This window comes from Kitasatospora sp. NPDC088391, assembly GCF_044753345.1.
GTDB lineage: Bacteria > Actinomycetota > Actinomycetes > Streptomycetales > Streptomycetaceae > Kitasatospora.
In genome coordinates, this window is record NZ_JBIVNB010000011.1 from 1 (window position 1) to 19031 (window position 19031).

The 19031-nt window shown below is 73.4% G+C and carries 18 protein-coding genes; 4 read left to right on the forward strand and 14 right to left on the reverse strand.

What is annotated here, in order from left to right; translation table 11 throughout:
* Positions 1-407: 407 nt before the first annotated feature.
* The gene (gene tyrS, locus ACIQBJ_RS27775; protein ID WP_400715855.1) at positions 408-1673 is read right to left on the reverse strand and encodes a tyrosine--tRNA ligase; all 1266 of its coding nucleotides are present in this window, start codon (positions 1671-1673) and stop codon (positions 408-410) included.
* A gap of 217 nt (positions 1674-1890) precedes the next feature.
* Between tyrS and ACIQBJ_RS27780 the strand changes: the two genes are divergently transcribed.
* On the forward strand, positions 1891-2400 hold the full coding sequence (locus ACIQBJ_RS27780; protein WP_400715857.1) for an HNH endonuclease: 510 nt from the start codon (positions 1891-1893) through the stop codon (positions 2398-2400).
* Between the two features lie 54 nt (positions 2401-2454).
* Here the strand turns inward: ACIQBJ_RS27780 and ACIQBJ_RS27785 are convergent, their stop codons facing one another.
* The 6 genes from ACIQBJ_RS27785 to ACIQBJ_RS27810 form a co-directional block, all read right to left on the reverse strand.
* Entirely contained in the window at positions 2455-4503 is a 2049-nt protein-coding gene (locus ACIQBJ_RS27785; protein WP_400715859.1) for a PQQ-binding-like beta-propeller repeat protein, read from the reverse strand.
* Between the two features lie 99 nt (positions 4504-4602).
* Positions 4603-4899 (reverse strand): 4a-hydroxytetrahydrobiopterin dehydratase, encoded by a 297-nt coding sequence (locus tag ACIQBJ_RS27790; protein ID WP_400715861.1) that lies wholly within the window; start codon positions 4897-4899, stop codon positions 4603-4605.
* A gap of 89 nt (positions 4900-4988) precedes the next feature.
* Positions 4989-5756, reverse strand: coding sequence for a sulfite exporter TauE/SafE family protein (locus tag ACIQBJ_RS27795; protein WP_400715863.1), 768 nt, complete (start codon positions 5754-5756; stop codon positions 4989-4991).
* Positions 5757-5921: 165 nt separating this feature from the next.
* Entirely contained in the window at positions 5922-6950 is a 1029-nt protein-coding gene (locus tag ACIQBJ_RS27800) for an SPFH domain-containing protein (RefSeq protein WP_400715865.1), read from the reverse strand.
* Between the two features lie 10 nt (positions 6951-6960).
* Positions 6961-7395, reverse strand: coding sequence for an NfeD family protein (locus ACIQBJ_RS27805; protein ID WP_400715867.1), 435 nt, complete (start codon positions 7393-7395; stop codon positions 6961-6963).
* A gap of 98 nt (positions 7396-7493) precedes the next feature.
* Positions 7494-8288 carry an ABC transporter ATP-binding protein gene (locus tag ACIQBJ_RS27810; RefSeq protein WP_400715869.1) on the reverse strand — a complete coding sequence of 265 codons (795 nt, stop codon included), beginning with the start codon at positions 8286-8288 and terminating at the stop codon, positions 7494-7496.
* Positions 8289-8421: 133 nt separating this feature from the next.
* Between ACIQBJ_RS27810 and ACIQBJ_RS27815 the strand changes: the two genes are divergently transcribed.
* Entirely contained in the window at positions 8422-9219 is a 798-nt protein-coding gene (locus tag ACIQBJ_RS27815; protein ID WP_400715871.1) for a hypothetical protein, read from the forward strand.
* 16 nt (positions 9220-9235) lie between these two features.
* Here ACIQBJ_RS27815 and ACIQBJ_RS27820 read toward each other — a convergent pair whose 3' ends face one another.
* The 3 genes from ACIQBJ_RS27820 to ACIQBJ_RS27830 form a co-directional block, all read right to left on the reverse strand.
* Positions 9236-9880, reverse strand: coding sequence for a response regulator (locus ACIQBJ_RS27820; RefSeq protein ID WP_400715873.1), 645 nt, complete (start codon positions 9878-9880; stop codon positions 9236-9238).
* The gene (locus ACIQBJ_RS27825) at positions 9873-11015 is read right to left on the reverse strand and encodes a GAF domain-containing sensor histidine kinase (RefSeq protein WP_400715875.1); all 1143 of its coding nucleotides are present in this window, start codon (positions 11013-11015) and stop codon (positions 9873-9875) included. Before ACIQBJ_RS27825 ends, ACIQBJ_RS27820 begins: the two co-directional genes overlap by 8 nt.
* A 117-nt stretch (positions 11016-11132) precedes the next feature.
* Positions 11133-13859 (reverse strand): FHA domain-containing protein, encoded by a 2727-nt coding sequence (locus tag ACIQBJ_RS27830; protein WP_400715877.1) that lies wholly within the window; start codon positions 13857-13859, stop codon positions 11133-11135.
* Positions 13860-14026: 167 nt separating this feature from the next.
* Here ACIQBJ_RS27830 and serB point away from each other — a divergent pair, with 167 nt between their 5' ends.
* A complete protein-coding gene (gene serB, locus ACIQBJ_RS27835) occupies positions 14027-15289 on the forward strand; it encodes a phosphoserine phosphatase SerB (protein WP_400715879.1) in 1263 nt (420 codons plus the stop codon).
* Positions 15290-15373: 84 nt separating this feature from the next.
* On the opposite strand, the gene ACIQBJ_RS27840 is transcribed toward serB, so the two are convergent.
* From ACIQBJ_RS27840 to ACIQBJ_RS27850, 3 genes are all read right to left on the reverse strand, one after another.
* A complete protein-coding gene (locus ACIQBJ_RS27840) occupies positions 15374-15901 on the reverse strand; it encodes a SixA phosphatase family protein (protein ID WP_400715881.1) in 528 nt (175 codons plus the stop codon).
* A gap of 103 nt (positions 15902-16004) precedes the next feature.
* Complete coding sequence (locus ACIQBJ_RS27845; RefSeq protein WP_400715883.1) at positions 16005-16127, reverse strand: SGM_5486 family transporter-associated protein; 123 nt, start codon at positions 16125-16127, stop codon at positions 16005-16007.
* Positions 16128-16137: 10 nt separating this feature from the next.
* Positions 16138-17439: a CynX/NimT family MFS transporter gene (locus ACIQBJ_RS27850; protein ID WP_400715885.1), complete on the reverse strand. Its 1302-nt coding sequence runs from the start codon at positions 17437-17439 to the stop codon at positions 16138-16140.
* A 77-nt stretch (positions 17440-17516) separates the two neighbouring features.
* Here ACIQBJ_RS27850 and ACIQBJ_RS27855 point away from each other — a divergent pair, with 77 nt between their 5' ends.
* On the forward strand, positions 17517-18191 hold the full coding sequence (locus ACIQBJ_RS27855; RefSeq protein WP_400715887.1) for a FadR/GntR family transcriptional regulator: 675 nt from the start codon (positions 17517-17519) through the stop codon (positions 18189-18191).
* A gap of 70 nt (positions 18192-18261) precedes the next feature.
* Here ACIQBJ_RS27855 and fabI read toward each other — a convergent pair whose 3' ends face one another.
* On the reverse strand, positions 18262-19029 hold the full coding sequence (gene fabI / locus ACIQBJ_RS27860) for an enoyl-ACP reductase FabI (RefSeq protein WP_400715889.1): 768 nt from the start codon (positions 19027-19029) through the stop codon (positions 18262-18264).
* Positions 19030-19031: the final 2 nt, after the last annotated feature.

Consider the following 19031-nt stretch of genomic DNA (forward strand, 5'->3'; position numbering starts at 1 on the left):
TGACTTTTGGCACGCTGTTGAGTTCTCAAGGAACGGACGCTTCCTTCGGACCGCATTCCTGCGGACCCTCCGGGCGCTTCGTTCTTTCGTGTTTCAAGCTTATCAGATCCGAGCTCGTGCTCTTTCCTGACTTGCTTTCCACTGCTTTTGCCTTTCGGCGCTCCCGAACTCTAGCAGAGTTATTCGGTCCGCTTTTCCACTCTGAATTCGAATGGACGCGCGACGGATCGCTCATCAGGGTTTGGGGGGTTCCGCTTCCCGGCCTCAGCCGGTTCAGCGACTCGGACTACGTTAGGTCACCTTGGCGGGCGAGTCAAACACCGAGGGGCCGGATCTGGCTGGTTCCGGCCCCTCGGTGTGCGGATCGCAGGTCAAGTGCGGTCTGTTTCAGGCCACCTGGCGAGGCGTCAGGAAGCGGTGAGCTCGACGGCGGCGAGGTTCCGCTTTCCGCGGCGCAGGACGAGCCAGCGGCCGTGCAGGAGGTCGTCGGGGGTGGCGACGGCTTCCTCGTCGGTGACCTTGGTGTTGTTGAGGTAGGCGCCGCCCTCCTTGATGGTGCGGCGGGCGCCGGAGCGGCTGGGGGCCAGGCCGGATTCGACCAACAGGTCGACCAGCTGGCCGAGTTCGGTGACGGCGGCCTTCGGGACCTCGGCGAGGGCGGAGGCCAGGACCACGTCGTCGAGGTCGGCGAGGTCGCCCTGGCCGAAGAGTGCCTTGGAGGCGGCGACGGCGCGCTCGTACTGGTCGGCGCCGTGGACGAGGGTGGTGAGTTCCTCGGCGAGGGCGCGCTGGGCGAGGCGGGCGGCGGGGCGTTCGGCGGTGTCGGCCTCCAGCTGCTCGATCTCCTCGCGGCTGCGGAAGGAGAAGATCCGCAGGAACTTGGCGACGTCGCGGTCGTCGGCGTTCAGCCAGAACTGGTAGAAGGCGTAGGGGGTGGTGAGTTCGGGGTCGAGCCAGACGGTGCCGGACTCGGTCTTGCCGAACTTGGTGCCGTCGGCCTTGGTGATCAGCGGGGTGGCGAGGGCGTGCACGGACTTGCCCTCGGCCTTGCGAATCAGGTCGGTGCCGGCGGTGAGGTTGCCCCACTGGTCGCTGCCGCCGGTCTGCAGGGTGCAGCCGTAGCGGCGGTTCAGCTCCAGGTAGTCCATGCCCTGGAGGATCTGGTAGCTGAACTCGGTGTAGCTGATGCCGGCGTCCGAGTTGAGGCGGCGGGCGACCGCCTCCTTGGCGATCATGTTGTTGACCCGGAAGTACTTGCCGACGTCGCGCAGCAGGGTGATGGCCGACATGCCGGACGTCCAGTCCAGGTTGTTGACCATGCGGGCGGCGTGCTCACCCTCGAAGTCGAGGAAGCGCGCGATCTGGCCGCGCAGGCGCTCGACCCAGGCGGCGACCGTCTCGGGGGCGTTGAGGACGCGCTCGGCGGTGGGCTTGGGGTCGCCGATCAGGCCGGTGGCGCCGCCGACCAGGCCGAGCGGGAGGTGGCCGGCCTGCTGGATGCGGCGCATGGTCAGGATCTGGACCAGGTTGCCGAGGTGCAGGCTGGGCGCGGTCGGGTCGAAGCCGCAATAGAACGTGACCGGGCCGTCCGCGAACGCCTTGCGCAGTGCGTCCTCGTCAGTGGACAGGGCGATCAGCCCGCGCCACTGCAGCTCGTCGACGATGTCGGTCACGATCCCGCGTCTCCTTCGGTCGGGGGTCCGGCGGGTCGGGGCCCGGCGGGCCCCGCGGCCGGACGGTTCCAGCGGGGTAGAGCCTACGCGCTCGGGGCCCGGAGGTTTCGGCGCAGGTCGGCGGGCGGTGGCGGAAATTCCGTTGTTCGGCGGGGTGCGGGCGTTCACAGTGGTGCCACCGCCGTGCGGCGGGGGCGAGCACTGGAGGTGGCCCGTTATGCGCAACACCCTTGTCCTGAACGCGAGCTACGAACCGTTGAGCACGGTGCCGCTGCGCCGTGCCGTGGTGCTGGTCCTGCAGGACAAGGCGGTGGTCGAGCAGGCGCACCCCATGCGGGTGGTGCGCGGTTCGGGCGTCCAGGTGCCGCTGCCCCGGGTGATCAGGCTGACCCGGTACGTCCGGGTGCCGTTCCGACAACGGGCTCCGTGGTCGCGGCGCGGTGTGCTGGCGCGGGACCAGTTCGTCTGCGCGTACTGCGCGCGGCGGGGTGTCACGGTGGACCACCTGGTGCCCAGGTCCCGCGGTGGCGCGGACAGTTGGATGAACACCGTGGCGGCCTGCGGGGAGTGCAACCAGCGCAAGGCCGACCGGACGCCGGAACAGGCGGGGATGCGGCTGCTGCGGCGGCCGTTCGAACCCACGCCGGAGGCGACGTTGATGCTTGCGCTCGGGCTGCGGGCGGGCGAGCTCGGGGAGCTGGCCGCCTGGCTGCCGGCGAGCGCGTGAGAACGCGGAGGGCCCGACCTGCTCAGGGGACAGGTCGGGCCCTCCGTCACGTGGTCAGCCCTTGCTGGTGAAGCCGGTGGCGATGCCGAAGTTGGAGGCGTGCTCGGGCACGGCCACCAGGTGGCCGGAGGCGGTGAGCACCCGACCGGCCGAGAGCAGCGAGCCGGTGCCGGCGGGGAAGGCGCCGCCCTGGGTCTCCTGGCCGCCCGCGAGGGCGAAGCGGCTGAGGTGGGCGGGCTGGTCGGGGCGCTCGTCGACGGCGAGCAGCAGGCCGCCGGCGTCGGCGCCGGCCGTCCGGGTCTTGGCCTTCTCGGCGATGGGGGTGCGCCACTGCGACTTGCCGGTGCCGAGGTCGTAGGCGGCGACCGAGATCGGGCTGCCGCCGCTGTCGGGGACGACCGCGGCGAGCATCGTGCTGCCCTGGAACCAGACGCCGGGGACGGCGGAGAAGGTGCCGCGGGCCGCGTCCAGGCGGCCGCCGCCCTCGACCGCGACCGGGATCTCCACCGCGGGGTCGCCCTCGGCGCCCCAGGCGAAGATCCGGTCGTCGGCGGGCTGGTTGCCGGTGGTGAGGACCACGGCGGGTTCGGCGGAGAGCACCGTGACGGTCTTGGGCTGGTTGTTCAGGCCGCGCCAGTACTTGACCTTGCCGTCGGCCGCGTTGAGCAGCACGGCCTGGTCGCCGGGGGTGCTGTCGGCGCAGTTGCTGTGCACCAGGACCACGCCGCCGCTGCCGCCGCCGGAGAGGCTGCAGAACTTGCCCTGGCCGGTGTACTGCCAGGACTCGGCGCCGTCGGCGGCGGTCCAGGCGGCGGCCTTGTCGTCGCCGACGGCGATCACCCGGTCGTCGGTGACCGAGACGTGGGTGGCGTACTTCTCCTTGGCGTCGGACAGCGTCTTGGACCAGGTGGCCTTCCCCGCCTTGGTGTCGACGGCGACGGCGGTGCTGCACGGGCTGTTCGGGTCGGCGGCGGGGCGGTAGACCACCGCGCCGATGCCGGCGCCGTTGACGGTCGGGGAGATGCCGCAGGGGACGGCGCCGTCGGCGGGCGGGGCGAGCGTCCAGGTGGGCTTGCCGTCGGCGAGGCCGTAGGCGCGGACGCCGGTCGCGTCGGCGCGGACCACGGCGTCGGCGAGCAGCCAACTGCCGACCAGGGTGTCGTCGGCGCCCTGGGCCGCGGCGGCGGCCGGGTCGACGGCGGCGGTCCAGGCCTTGGTGTGGGCGACGGAGATGTTCTGGGCGCCGGCGGCGGCCTTGTCGGCGGGCTTCTCGTCGTCGCCGGAGGTGGCGAGCACGCCGGCGGTGACCAGGACGGCGAGCGCGGCGACGCCGGCGCCGATCCGGATCGCCAGGCCGCGGCGGGTGGGCGCGCCCTGGCCACCGAGGACGGCGCTGCGGGCGCGGGCGGCGAGCGCGCCGAGGCCGCCGGCCGGGGCGGCGGCGGCGTCCTCGGCGAAGGCGACCGCGGCGGGGGCGGGAACTGACGTGTCGTCGGTTCCGGTGCCCTCCTCGGGCGCCTCGACGGAGCCGAGGGGCTGCGGTTCGAAGGGCTGCTGCTCGAACGACGGCTGCTGCTCGAACGAGGTCCGGGGCGCGAACTGCTGCGTCTCGAACGGCTGCCGCTCGTAGGAGGGCTGCGGTTCGACGGGGGCCTGCTGGTAGCCGACCGGCTCGAACTGCTGCGTCTCGAACGGCTGCTGCTCGTAGGACTGCTGGTGGCCGAACGAGGGCTGCGACGGGAACGGGTCGGTCTGCTGCGGGTGGCCGTAGACCTGCGGGTCGCCGTAGAACTGCTGCTCGGCGTACGCCTGCTGGGGCTGCTGCGGGTAGCCGTACACCGACTGCTCGCCGTAACCCTGCTGCTGCTGCGGGAACGGCTGGTCGGTGTAGGACTGCTGGACGCCCTGGGTGCCGAACGGGTCGGCCTGCTGCGGGTAGCCGTAGACCTGCGGGTCGCTGTAACCCTGCTGCTGCTGCGGGAACGGCTGCTGCTCGTACGTCTGCTGCCCGCCGTACTGCTCACCGTGGACCGGCTGCTGCGGCTGGGGGTACCAGGGCTGCTGCTGGTCGTACCCGGGGGTTGTGGGAGGTTCCTGGGCCATGCGTTCCGTCCGTCCCGACTGCGTCTGGCGAGCAGCCAGCATCTCATGGCGGCGGGACGGACTTTGCCGGGCCTTTACCCGGGGGGCGGGGGGCCGGGGTCAGGCGGCGGCGTCGAGGGCCTGGTCGATCAGGTGGGCGAGGGTGATGTCGAGGCTGGTCAGGCCGCCTTCGCTGTGGGTGGTGAGGAGGAAGGTGAGGGTGCGCCAGCGGATGTCGATGTCGGGGTGGTGGTCGAGGGCCTCGGCCTGTTCGGCGACGGCGCCGACGACCTTGATCGCGGTGGGGAAGCTCGCGGTCTCGGCGGTGCGGGTGAGGGCGTCACCGGTGCGGGTCCAGTCGGGGAGGTCGACCAGGGCGGCGGTGATCTGGTCCTCGCTGAGGCGGGTGCGGCTCATGGCGGTCTCCGTCCGGGGGGGGTGCGGCGGTTGTCGGGGCCGAGCCTACGTCGGTCCGGCCGCCGGGGGCGGGCCCCGGCGGCGGAAGGTCAGAAGAACAGCAGCTTGGTGACGGCGGCCAGGCCGACCAGGACGATCAGGGTGCGCAGCGCGACCGGCGGGAGGCGGCGGCCGACCTTGGCGCCGAGGATGCCGCCGACGGTGGCGCCGACGGCGATCAGGGCGGCGGCGGTCCAGTCGATGCTGGAGGCGAAGAGGAAGAAGATCGCGGCGACGCCGTTGACGATCACCGCGAGGACGTTCTTGATGCCGTTGACCGTCTGCAGGTCGTCGGGGAGCAGCATGCCCATCAGGGCGAGCAGCAGGACGCCCTGGGCGGCGCCGAAGTAGCCGCCGTAGACGCCGGTGAGGCCGATGCAGGCGAGCAGCAGCGGGCCGCCGTCGGTGGCGGGGGGCAGGGTGCCGGCGGCGCGGCGGGCGGCCATCGCGCGGGCGACCCGGGGCTGGATCACCACCAGGACGAGGGCGGTGAGGATGAGGACGGGGACGACGGCCTCGAAGGCGCTGCCGGGGAGGGTGACCAGCAGGGCGGCGCCGGTGAGTCCGCCGAGCAGCGAGGCGGTGCCGTAGCGGAGCAGGCGGTGGCGCTGGCCGGCGAGTTCGGCGCGGTAGCCGATGGCTCCGGCCAGTGAGCCGGGGACCAGGCCGAGCGAGTTGGAGACGTTGGCGGTGACGGGGGGCAGGCCGACGGCGAGCAGGACGGGGAAGGTGATCAGGGTGCCGGAGCCGACGATGGTGTTGATGGTGCCGGCCGCGACGCCGGCCAGCAGGACGGCGAGCGCCTCCCACAGTGTCATCTGCTTCCCCCTCGTTGGCTGCTGTCGCTCCGGCCGATCATGCCGGAGCGGCGCGGCGCCCGGCCAGGGGGGTCCGCCATCCGGAACGGGCGCGGGGCGCGGCCGGAACGCGCGCGGGCCCCGCCCGACGCGTGGTCGGACGGGGCCCGCGCGCGGACGTGCGGGTTACTCGTCGATCTTGGGGTACTCGCGGACCGGCTCGACCCGGGGGCGGGCGCTCTTGTTCTCGGTGTCGACCGGGCGGGGGGCGGTGCCCGGGTCGACCGGGACGCGGGACGCGGGCGGGGCGACGGGGGCGGCCGGGGCCGCGCCGCTGCCGCCGCCGGTGACGCCCTGGAAGGCGCCGCCGAGGCCCTTGAGGGCGTCGCCGACCTCGCTGGGGATGATCCAGAGCTTGTTGGCGTCGCCCTTGGCGAGCTCGGGCAGCGTCTGCAGGTACTGGTAGGCGAGCAGCTTCTGGTCGGCGTCGCCCTCGTGGATCGCCTCGAAGACGGTGCGGATCGCGGCGGCCTCGCCGTCGGCCTTCAGGACGGCGGCCTGCGCCTCGCCCTCGGCCTGGAGGACGGCGGCCTGCTTCTCGCCCTCGGCGCGCAGGATCTGGGCCTGCCGGGCGCCCTCGGCGGTGAGGATCGCGGCGCGCTTGTCGCGGTCGGCGCGCATCTGCTTCTCCATCGAGTCCTGGATGGAGGTCGGCGGCTCGATCGCCTTCAGCTCGACCCGGTTGACCCGGATGCCCCAGCGGCCGGTGGCCTCGTCGAGGACGCCGCGCAGGCCGGCGTTGATGACCTCGCGGGAGGTCAGGGTGGACTCGAGGTCCATCGAGCCGATGATGTTGCGCAGGGTGGTGACGGTGAGCTGCTCGATGGCCTGGATGTAGCTGGCCACCTCGTAGGTCGCGGCCCGCGGGTCGGTCACCTGGTAGTAGATGACGGTGTCGATGTTGACCACCAGGTTGTCCGAGGTGATCACCGGCTGCGGCGGGAACGGGACGACCTGTTCGCGCAGGTCGATCCGGTTGCGGATGGTGTCGATGAACGGCACCACGATGTTCAGGCCGGCGCTGAGGGTGCGGGTGTAGCGGCCGAACCGCTCCACGATCGCCGCGCTGGCCTGCGGGATCACCTGGATCGTCTTGATCAGGGCGATGAAGGCCACCACGACCAGGACGATCAGGACGATGAGGACGGGTTCCAACGCTTCTCCCCTAGACGACCAGGGCGGTCGCGCCCTGGATTTCGACGACGTCGACCTGTCGGCCGGGCTCGAAGACCGAGCCCGGGTGGAGCGCGCGGGCCGACCAGATCTCGCCGTTCAGCTTGATCCGGCCGCCGTCCCCCCCGTCGACGGTTTCCTGTACCACTGCGGTGGCGCCGGTCAGCGCCTCCACGCCCGTGCGGTAGCCCGGGCCCTTCTTGAGCTGGCGGTAGGCGATCGGGCGCACGAACACCAGCAGTGCCGCGGACACCCCGACGAACACCAGGAACTGCGGGACCGTACCGCCGCCCAGCCCGGCCGTCAGCGCGGCGGCGCCGGCGCCGATCGCGAACATGGCGAATTCGGGCATCGCGGTGACCACCAGCGGGATGCCCAGGCCGACGGCGAGCAGCAACCACCAGATCCAGCTGTCCACGGGCTCCATCCTAGGGAAGTGCGAGGTCTCCCCGTGTGGCTTCCCGCAGGTGGACGGGCGGAAACCGGCCGTGTGTACGACCGGCTCCCGTCAGTGGCCGGACCTGCTCAGCGGCCGAGCGGCAGACCGGCGGCGATCCAGCGGTCGCCGCGCTGCTCCAGGGTCAGCGGCAGGCCGAAGCAGTGCGAGAGGTTGCGGGCGGTGAGGGTCTCGGCGATCGGGCCGGCCGTCATGACCTTGCCCTGACGGATCATCAGCACGTGGGTCATCCCGGGGACGATCTCCTCCACGTGGTGGGTGACCATCACCATGGAGGGCGCGAACTCGTCCCCGGCGAGCGCGGCCAGTCGGCGGATCAGGTCCTCGCGGCCGCCCAGGTCGAGGCCGGCGGCGGGCTCGTCGAGCAGCAGCAGCTCGGGGTCGGTCATCAGGGCGCGGGCGATCAGGGTGCGCTTGCGCTCGCCCTCGGAGAGGCTGCCGAACTTCCGGCCGGTGAAGCCGCCCATGCCGAGCCGGTCGAGCAGCAGCAGGGCGCGCTGCTCGTCGGACGGCTCGTAGGTCTCCTTGCCGTGCACGGTCTGGCCGTAGGCGGCGGTCAGCACCGTCTCCAGCACGGTCTGGCCGACCGGCAGCTTGTCGTACATGGCGGCGCTGGCGAGGCCGATCCGGGCCCGCTGCTCGAACACGTCGACCTGGTCGAGCTTCTCGCCGAGCACCACGGCCTCGCCGGAGCTCGGGAACAGGTAGGCGCCGGCGATCTGCAGCAGGGTGGTCTTGCCGGCGCCGTTCGGACCCAGCACCACCCAGCGCTCGCCCTCCTTGACCGACCAGGACACGTGATCGACGAGTGCGCGCCCCTCCCGGACCACGGAAACGTCCACCAGTTCCAGCACGTCGCTCATGCCTACGCCTTCCCCAAATGCGAGAATCCGGCCGTCCGCGGGACCTGGGCGTGAGGTCCTCGGGGCACGGTCCACCTACTGTCAGGCCAAACCTACGCCACCCGCCCCGGCCGCTTGTCCGTAGGCTGGTCCGATGCTCGCCACTCCTGCCGACAATCCGTACCAAGAGCCCCGATCGGGGCGGCTCACCGCCTGGGGCAACGCGCTGCTGGCCGGGGCCGCCTCGCCGGACGACGCCGCCGCGGCCGTCCAGGGCAGCGACGACGCGCACCGGGTGACCGGCCTGCCCGGCGAGGAGCCGGAGTCGCTGCACGGCCTCACCTGGGCGCTGGGCCGCCTGCGCGCGCTGGGGGCGAAGGGCCTGCGGCTGGCCCTCCCGGTGGCCGGCCACCCGCTGGGCCTGTGCGGCCCGCCCGCCTTCAACGCGCTCGCGCTGGGCGCGGGCGAGGCCGTCCTGGCGGTCGGCGTGCCGTACGGGCTGGTGCCCGAGGTGGAGGTGTACGGGCCGGCCGGCGACCAGGGCGTCCGGGTGCTCTGGCAGTGCCTGCCGGTGAACGAGGCGCTGCCCGCCGACGTGCCCTCGCTGGACGAGGCCGAGCGGGAGCTGGCCGACGGGCTGCGGGAGGCCACCGTGCTGCTGACCCGGCTGGACGTGGCCGGGGCCGGGCCGGAGACGCTGCGGGCGCTGGAGTCCTTCCGCCGCCGGGGCCACCGCGAGCTGCTGGCCCCGGGCTACCCGCAGCGCGCCGTCCGGGTGCTGGAGTCGGCCCGGCAGGTGTCGGCGCTGCTGGCGATCGCCGCGGGCGGGCACGGGGCGGCGGTGTCGGCCGCCGAGATGGCGGCCCGCCGCGAGGTGCTGGCCCCGCTGGACCGGACCGCCCGCCGGGCCCAGGTCGCCGCGCACAACGCGATCGTCGACGAGCCCCGCTGATCCGGGGGACCGGCTCTCAGCCCTGGTTGCGGACCGCCCAGAGCGCGGCCTGGGTGCGGTCGGCGACGTCCAGCTTCATCAGGATGTTCGACACGTGCGTCTTGACGGTCTTCTCCGACAGGTGCAGGGTGCGGGCGATCTCCCGGTTGGAGCGGCCGTCGGCGAGGTGCGACAGCACCTCGCGCTCCCGGTCGGTGAGGCTGCCGCCGCGGCCCTGCGGCGCGGCGGGGACGTCCTCGGCGAGCAGCGCCGCCGCGAGTTCGGGCTGCAGCAGCACGTGTCCGGCGTGCACCGAGCGGATCGCGCCCGCCAGGGCCTCCGGGTCGACGTCCTTGTACACGTAGCCGGCCGCGCCCGCGCGCAGCGCCGGGACGACGGTGCGCTGCTCGGTGAAGCTGGTGACGATCAGCACCTTGGCGGCGCTGCCCCGTTCGCGCAGCAGGCGGAGCGCCTCGATGCCGTCGACCCGGGGCATCTTGAGGTCCATCAGGACCACGTCGGGGGCGAGGTCGGCGGCCCGGTCGACGGCCTCGGCGCCGTCGGCGGCCTCGCCGACCACCTCGATGTCGTCCTGCACCTCCAGGAAGGTGCGCAGGCCGCGCCGGACCACCTGGTGGTCGTCCACCAGCAGGACGCGGATCGGTGACGCCGTGTCAGGCACCGGGGACCTCCAGTTCGATCAGGGTGCCCCGACCCGGGGCGGACTCCAGGGCGAGCCGGCCGCCGACCGCGGCGGCCCGGTCGCGCATCGACACCAGGCCGAGGTGGCGGCCGGCCCGGCGGACCGACTCGGGGTCGAAGCCGCGGCCGTCGTCGGCGACGGTGAGCAGCGCGCCCCGGCCGGGGGTGCCGGCCAGGGTGACGGTGACGTGGGCGGCCCGGGAGTGCCGCAGCGCGTTGTGCAGGGCCTCCTGGGCGACCCGCAGCACGGCGGACTCCTGTCCGGCGGGCAGCGCCCGGACACCGGTGGCGGTGAACCGGACCTCGGCGCTGTGCGCCCGGTCGAGGACCTGGACCTGGGAGGCGAGGGTGGCGACCAGGCCGTCCTCCTCCAGTGCGGCGGGCCGCAGTTCGACGACCACGGCGCGCAGTTCGTCGGCGGCCTCGGCGGCGAGCCGGGCGACCTCGGCGAGTTCGCGGCGGGCCCGGGCCGGGTCGCGGTCGACCAGGGTGGCGGCGGCCCGGGCGGTCAGCCGGAGCGAGAACAGCTTCTGCGAGACGGCGTCGTGCAGGTCGTGGGCGATCCGGGCGCGTTCGCCGGCCAGGGTGAGTTCCCGGCTGCGCTCGTAGAGGCGGGCGTTGCCGAGGGCGAGGGCGGCGTGCGCGACCAGGATGCGCAGCAGTTCCTCGTCGTGGTCGGTGAAGCCGCCGGGCTTGTTGGCGAGGAACAGGGCGCCGGCGATCTCGCCCTCGTCGAGGATCGGCATGCCGAGGAAGTCGGTCATGTCGGGGTGGGCGTCGGGCCAGCCGCCGAACGCGGGAGCGGTGCGGACGTCCTTCAGCCGGGTGGGTTCGCGGTCGTGCAGCATCGAGGCGAGGACGCCGTGCTGGCGGGGCAGCGGGCCGATCGCCCGCCACTGCTCGTCGCTGACGCCGTCGACCACGAACTGGGCGAAGCCGCCGTGGTCGTCGGGCAGGCCGAGGGCGGCGTACTCGGCGCCGAGCAGGGCGCGGGCGGAGGCGGTGATCCGCCGCAGCACCTCGCGGACCTCCAGCGGCCGGGACATCGCCAGCACCGCCGCGCTGACCGCCTCGATCGCCTGCAGGGACGGGTCGCACCCGGGGCTGTCCTCCATGGCGGTCACGCTACCGCCGGGCCCTCCCCCGCCGCCTCGGGCGCGGGACCTAGGGACAACGGCCCATGCGAAGGGGCCCGGGGAAGGTTCCCCGGACCCCTCGTGCACGCGTCCCTGTCAGCCCTTCTGCATGACCTCGGGCTCGTGGCGCTTCTGGAAGCGCTGGACGGCGAACGCGATGCCGACCGAGATGGCGATCATCACGATCCAGTTGAGGACCATGTAGCCGGCCGAGTGGTCCCACAGCGGGTCGACCGGGGGCGTCTCGGGGGGCTTGACCACGACCACCGGGGAGATGTGGGCGAGGTCCAGGGTGTTGCCGCTGGCGGCGAGGCCCCAGCGGGCGGGCATCAGCCAGGCGAACTGCTCCAGGCCGGGCTTGTCGAACAGCTGGAAGATGGCGCCGGTGAAGACCATCTGGACGATGGCGAACATCACCAGCAGCGGCATGGTCTTCTCGGCGGTCTTGACCAGCGAGGAGATGGCCAGGCCGACCATCATCGAGGTGAAGCTGAGCAGGATCACGCCCACCGCCATCTCGGCGGCCGGCATGTGCGTGAACAGCAGGCCCTCGGCGGGCAGCGTGCGGACCTTGAAGGCGATCGCGGAGATGATGCCGCCCTGCAGGAAGCTGATCGCGCCGAGCACGATGATCTTCGAGACCAGGTACGCCGACCGGGACAGGCCGGTGGCGCGTTCCCGTTCGTAGATCGCGCGTTCCTTGATGAGTTCGCGGACCGAGTTCGCCGAGCCGGACAGGCAGGCGGAGAACGCGACGACCATCAGGATCAGCCGGGCGACGTCGTTGCGGCCGTTGCCGCAGGGCGCCAGGCCGCACTTGTCGGGGATCACCGCGGAGACCGCGCCGAGCACCAGTGGCAGCAGCACCGACAGCGCGATGAAGCCCTTGTCGGAGGCGATCACCGACAGGTAGCGGCGGATCAGCGTCCACAGCTGGGAGCCCCAGCTCTGCGGCTTCGGCGGGCGCAGCTGGGCGACCGCGTTCGGCTGGGCCTGGACGACGGCGGCGTCCACGTTGGCCGAGTACTGCTGGTGGTGCACCGAGTTGCGGTAGCGGCCGGCCCAGTCGTGGTCCGGGTAGTTCTCGAAGGCCTGGAAGACGTCGGCCCAGGTCTCGTAGCCGAAGAAGTGCAGGGCCTCGGCGGGCGGGCCGAAGTAGGCCACCGAGCCGCCCGGCGCCATCACCAGGAGCCGGTCGCAGAGCGCGAGTTCGGCCACCGAGTGGGTGACGACCAGGACGGTGCGGCCGTCGTCGGCGAGGCCGCGCAGGGTCTGCATGACCTCGCGGTCCATGCCCGGGTCGAGGCCCGAGGTGGGCTCGTCCAGGAAGATCAGCGAGGGCTTGGTGAGCAGCTCCAGGGCGACCGAGACGCGCTTCTGCTGGCCGCCGGAGAGGGCGGTGATCCGGTTGTCGGCGCGCTTGTCGAGGCGCAGCTCGTACAGCACCTCGTCGATCCGGCGGTCGCGCTCGGCGGCCTCGGTGTCGCCGGGGAAGCGCAGCCGGGCCGCGTACTTGAGGGCGGTGCGGACGGTGAGTTCCTTGTGCAGGATCTCGGACTGCGGGACCAGGCCGATCCGGGAGCGCAGTTCGGCGAACTGGCGGTACAGGTTGCGGCCGTCGTAGAGGACGTCGCCGCGGTCGGCGGGCCGGTAGCCGGTGAGGGCGCGCAGCAGGGTGGACTTGCCGGAGCCGGACGGGCCGATCACGGCGACCAGGGACTTCTCCGGGACGGCGAAGCTGACGTCGTTGAGCAGGACCTTCTTGCCGCCCTTGAAGTCGACCTCGACGGTCAGGTGGTGGGCGGAGAAGGTGACGGCGCCGTTGTCGACGAACTCCTGGAGCTGGTCGCCGACCAGCACGAAGGAGGAGTGGCCGACGGTGAGCCGGTCCTGCGGGCCCATCAGCTGGCGGCGGGTGGGCTGGCCGTTGAGGAATATCCCGTTGTGGCTGCCGAGGTCGACGATCTCCCAGCGGCCGTCGGGGAGCTGGCGCAGCTCGGCGTGGTGGCGGGAGACCTGGAGGTCGGAGACCACGATGTCGTTGTCGAGGGCGCGGCCGATCCGGATGGTCCGGCCGCCGACCAGGCTGCGGATCATCGTCGGGTTGCCGAGGCCGCCGACCGCGCCGGGCTGCCCGCCCTGCTGCGGCGGCGGCTGGTGCGGCTGCTGCTGGTGCGCGGGCGGGGCCTGCTGGAAGGCGGGCTGCGGCGCGGACTGCTGGAACGGCGGCTGCGGCTGCTGGGCCGGGGGCTGCTGGACGGGCGGGGCCTGGAAGCCCTGCTGCTGCGGGAAGCCGGGCCGCGGGGTGGGGGCGTCCCAGCCCTGCGGGATCGGCTGCTCGACCGGCGGCGGACGGTGGCCCTGCTGCGGCGCGGGCTGCTGGAACGGCGGCTGCGGCTGCGGCTGGAACGGCGCCTGGCCCTGCTGCGGGCCGGGGGCCCGGCTGGTGGCGGCCTCGTGGATGTCGGCGGGGCGCGCGGCGGCGCCGGCCGGCGCGGTGAACGCCAGCCGGGGCCCGTTCTGGCCGTTGCCGAGGTGCACCACGGTGCCCGGGTGGACGGCGGTCTGCGCGACCCGGGCCCCGGCCACGAAGGTGCCGTTGGTGGACCCGTGGTCGGCGAGCTGCCAGGCAGCGCCGTCGAAGGTCACGCTGGCGTGCCGCCAGGAGACCCGGGCGTCGTCGAACGGGAAGTCCGACGCCGGGTCGCGCCCGATGGTGTAGGACCGGCCGGGTTCCAATACCCGCTGCCGGCCGTCGATTTCAAGTACGAGTTGCGGCAACTCTCCGCCCGCCCCGCTCTCCGGTCCCCCAGGATGTTGCATCTGACGGGGGAATCATTCCAGCCCGGCGGGCGTACCCGGAAGTCGGGCCGCCCGACTGTGACCCCTCGGCAACAAGGTCACAGCGGGTGCGCGGGCCGGTACCGGCGTCCCACGACCCGGACGGGTGCGGTCGGGGCGCGGGTGCTCCGGGTAGCGTGGGGGCCACCATGAACGCAACAGATCCGGCCCCCCGGGCCCTCTCCGCCGCGCCGTCCGCGAGCCCGGACGCCGAGCGCACGCTGCTGGTCAAGGTGTTCGGCAAGGACCGTCCCGGCATCACCGCGGGCCTGTTCGAGCGGCTGGCCGAGTTCGGCGTCGAGGTGATCGACATCGAGCAGGTGGTCACCCGTGGCCGGATAACGCTGTGCGCGCTGGTCACCCCGCCGGGCGCGGCGGGGGCCGAGGGCGGGCTGCGGGTGACGGTGCACCGCTGGGCCGAGGAGCACCGGCTCCAGGCCGAGATCATCTCCGGCACCGGCGACAACCGGGCCCGCGGCGAGGGCCGTTCGCACGTGACGGTGCTCGGGCACCCGCTGACGGCGGCCGCGGTGGCGGCACTGACCGGCCGGGTCTCGGCGGCCGGCGGCAACATCGACCGGGTCTTCCGCCTCGCCAAGTACCCGGTGACGGCGGTGGAGTTGACGATCTCCGGGGTGCCCACCGAGGAGTTGCGCGCGGTGCTGGCGGCGGAGGCCGCCGCGCAGCGGGTGGACATCGCGGTGGTCCGCTCGGGCCTGCACCGGCGGGCCAAGCGGCTGATCGTGATGGACGTGGACTCGACGCTGATCCAGGACGAGGTGATCGAGCTGTTCGCGGCCCACGCGGGCTGCGAGGAGCAGGTCGCCGCGGTGACCGAGCAGGCGATGCGCGGCGAGCTGGACTTCGCCGAGTCGCTGCGGGCCCGGGTGGCGCTGCTGGCCGGGCTGGACGCGGCGGTCACCGAGAAGGTCCGGGCCGAGGTCCGGATGACGCCGGGCGCCCGCACCCTGATCCGCACCCTGAAGCGGCTCGGCTACCAGGTGGCGATCGTCTCCGGCGGCTTCACCCAGGTCACCGACCACCTGGTGGAGCGGCTCGGTCTGGACTTCGCGGCGGCCAACACCCTGGAGGTGGTGGACGGGCGGTTCACCGGCCGGGTGACCGGCGAGATCGTCGACCGGGCGGGCAAGGCCCGCTGGCTGGCCCGGTTCGCCGAGCGGGCCGGGGTGCCGCTGGAGCAGACGGTGGCGATCGGCGACGGCGCCAACGACCTGGACATGCTGAACGCGGCGGGCCTGGGGGTGGCGTTCAACGCCAAGCCGGTGGTCCGCGAGCAGGCCGACACGGCCGTGAACGTGCCGTTCCTGGACACCGTGCTGTACCTGCTGGGCGTCACCCGCGAGGAGGTCGAGGCGGCCGACGAGCTGGACGGCGCGCCGACCGGCGACTGAGCGCGACCGGCGTGGGGGGGGGGGGGGGGGGGGGGGGGGGGGGCCCCCCCCCCCCCCCCCCCCCCCCCACGCACCGGGCGTCCGTCAGTCCTGCGGCATGAAGTACGAGTCGAGCCGGGCGCTGCCGGGCTCGACCAGCTTCCACGGGCCGTCCAGGCTGAGCACCGCCACGGCGGCGGGCGGGAAGCCGTTCAGCCGGAGCCGGTTGAGCGCCTCGACGTCGCCCTCGTCGCCGGCCAGCACCTGGGTCAGGCCGAGCACGCCGGGGTTGTGGCCGACCAGCAGCAGGTCGCGGTGGTCGTCGGGGGTCTCCTGGATGACCTCGATCAGGCGGCCGGGCTGGGCCTCGTACACCCGGTCCTCGTAGGCCGTCCGCCGGGCCCGCTTGGGCAGCTCGTGGGCGACCAGCTTCCAGGTCTCCCTGGTCCGCAGCGCGGTGGAGCACAGCACGTGGTCGGGGTTGACCCCGGAGTCCGCCAGCCAGCGGCCGGCCTCGGACGCCTGGCCGCGGCCGCGGTCGGCGAGCGGGCGGTCGTGGTCGTCGACCTGGTCGGGCCAGTCGGCCCGGGCGTGGCGGAGGACGATGATCCTACGAGGGGTGTCGGCGCTCATACCCCTAGAGCTTCGCAGAAAAGCGCCGCCCGGGCGCGAGGTCCGGCAAGCTGCCACCCGCAGGGGTGGCGGCCGTCCGGAAACCGCCCGGGCGGGCCGCGGATCAGCCCATCTTGCTGGCGACCGTCGCGAGGACGGCGATCACCACCACGATCGCGGCGATCAGGCCGAGCATCCGCAGCAGCTTCTGCTGGCCGTCGGGGGGATTCGGGTCGAGTACCGGCATGGCGCCGAGCCTAGACCACGGCCTCGTCCTCGATGTGCCGGGCCCGGGCCGCCCGCAGGCCGACCAGGATCTGCGGCACCAGCAGCAGCGCCAGCAGGCCGAGCGGCAGGTACCACTGCCCGGTGCCCTGGTAGAGCGCGCCCATCAGGATCGGGCCCGGGATGGAGATCAGGTAGCCGAGGCTCTGCGCGAAGGCCGACAGCTGGGTGACCCCGCCGGGGGTGCGGGCGCGCAGGCCGAGCATGGTCAGCGCCAGCGGGAAGGCGCACATCGACAGGCCGACCAGGATCGCCCACAGCCACGGCACCGTCCCGGCGGCGAGCATCAGGCCGAGGAAGCCGGCGATCCCGCACAGGCCCAGCACCACCACGTACAGCCGCTGGTCGCCGCGCCGGGCGGCGAGGTTCGGCAGCAGGAAGGACACCGGCACGCTGACCACCATCACCAGGGCCAGCAGCACGCCGGCCGCCGACTCGGAGACGCCCGCGTCGTGGTAGATCTTCGGCAGCCAGCCCATCGCGCTGTACGCGCTGGTGGACTGCAGGCCGAAGAACGCGGCCAGCGCCCAGGCGGTGCGGCTGCGCAGGATCGGCAGCTTCGCCGGCCCGGCGGCCCCGGCGGCGGCCGGGCTCCTGCGCTCGCCCCGGCGCAGGAACAGCACGGTCAGCCAGAGCACCAGGGCGACGGCCGCGAGCAGGCCCCAGATCCCGAGGCCGATCCGCCAGTTGCCGCCGAGCGCGTGCGTCAGCGGCACCGCCGTGGCGGCGGCCAGCGAGGTGCCCACCGACAGCGCCATCGAGTAGAGGCCGATCATCGGGGCGACCCGGTCCGGGAAGTACCGCTTGATCACCACCGGGATCAGCACGTTGGCCAGCGCCACGCCGGCCAGCGCGACCGCGGTGAGCAGCAGGAACACCGCGGCGGAGCCGGTGAGCACCCGGGCCAGCACGCCGGCCGTGATCGCGCCCATGGCGGCGGTCACCACCGCGATCGGCCCGAACCGGCGGGCCAGGGCGGGCGCGCAGATGCCCAGCAGGGCGAAGCAGAGCGGCGGCACCGCGGCGAGCAGGCCGGCCGTGGTGGCGCTCATCCCGAGGCCCTCGCGGACCGGGTCGAGCAGCGCGCCGAGGCTGGTGACCACCGGGCGCAGGTTCACCGCGGCGGCGGCGACCGCGACGGCGAGCAGCACGGCGGCGCCGTTGCGGACGGCGGAGGAGGCCGGGGCGGCGGCAGGGGTGGCGGGAGCAGGGGTCGGGGCGCCCGGTCGGCGGTCCCCGGTGACGGTGGCGGAGCGCTCCGCTGCGGTAGGCATGGCGCAATCATAGAATCATGGGATGACTTATCGCACCCCGGTATCCTGATGACGTAGACCACAGAAGGAGCCCGACCTTGGCGCTGTCGACCACTCGCCGCACCCCGCTCTCCGACCAGGTGATCGCCCAGCTGCGGGCCCAGATCACCTCCGGCGAGTGGCCGGTGGGATCACGCATCCCCACCGAAGCGGAGCTCGTCGACCTGCTCGGCGTGGCCCGCAACACCGTCCGCGAGGCCGTCCGGGCGCTGGCCCACAACGGGCTGCTCGACATCCGGCAGGGCTCCGGCACCTACGTGCTGGCCACCAGCGAGCTGGCCGGGGTGATGCACCGCCGGTTCGCGGACGCCGACCAGGACCAGGTCGCCGAGCTGCGCGCCACCCTGGAGGCCGCCGCGGCGGGCTTCGCGGCCGCCCGCCGCACCCCCCGGGACCTCGAACTGCTCGACGCCGCGCTGGCCCGCCGGGACGCCGCCTGGCACGCGGGCGTCCCCGAGGACTTCATCCAGGCCGACGCCGCCTTCCACCAGGCGGTGGTCGCCGCCGCCCACAACGACGTGCTCGCCGCCGTCTACGCCGACCTCGGCGAGGTGCTCCGCGCCCACCTGCGGCACGACGTCGGCCCCGACCTGCTGCCGCACCGCTGGGTTCCGCACGCCGCCATCCTGGACGCGATCCGCTCCGGCGACGCCGACCGCGCCGCCGACGAGGCCGGGCGGGCCGTCGGCTTCTGCAAGGCCAACGACCTGTAGCGGGGCCGGAACGGCCGCGGGGCCGCCGCGCCGGGGAACCGGTGCGGCGGCCCCGCGGGGCGGCGACGGGTCAGGCGCCGATGGCGTGCAGGCCGCCGTCGACGTGGACGATCTCGCCGGTGGTCTTCGGGAACCAGTCGCTGAGCAGCGCGACGACGCCGCGGCCGGCCGGCTCCGGGTCGGAGAGGTCCCACTTCAGCGGGGAGCGGGTCTCCCAGGTGGCGGCGAGGTCCGAGAAGCCGGGGATCGACTTCGCGGCCATCGAGCCGATCGGGCCCGCGGAGATCAGGTTGCAGCGGATGTCGCGCTCGCCGAGGTAGCGGGCGAGGTACCGGTTGGTGGCCTCCAGCGCGGCCTTGGCCGGGCCCATCCAGTCGTACTGCGGCCAGGCGAACTGCGCGTCGAAGGTCAGGCCGACCACCGAGCCGCCGTCCTGCATGAGCGGGAGCAGCGCGGTGGTGAGCGACTTCAGCGAGTACGCGGAGACCTGCATGGCGGTGGCCACGGACTCCCACGGGGTGTCCAGGAAGTTGCCGCCGAGCGCGTCCTGCGGGGCGAAGCCGATGGAGTGGACGATGCCGTCCAGGGTCGGCAGGTGCTCCCGGACCTGGTCGGCGATGCCGGCCAGCTGCTCCTCGCTGGAGACGTCGAGCTCCAGGACCTTGACCGGCTTCGGCAGCTTCTTGGCGATCCGCTCGGTCAGGCTGGGGCGGGGGAAGGCGGTGAGGATGATCTCGGCGCCCTGCTCCTGGGCCAGCTTCGCGGTGTGGAAGGCGATGGAGGACTCCATCAGCACACCGGTGATCAGGATGCGCTTGCCTTCGAGAATTCCAGTCATGG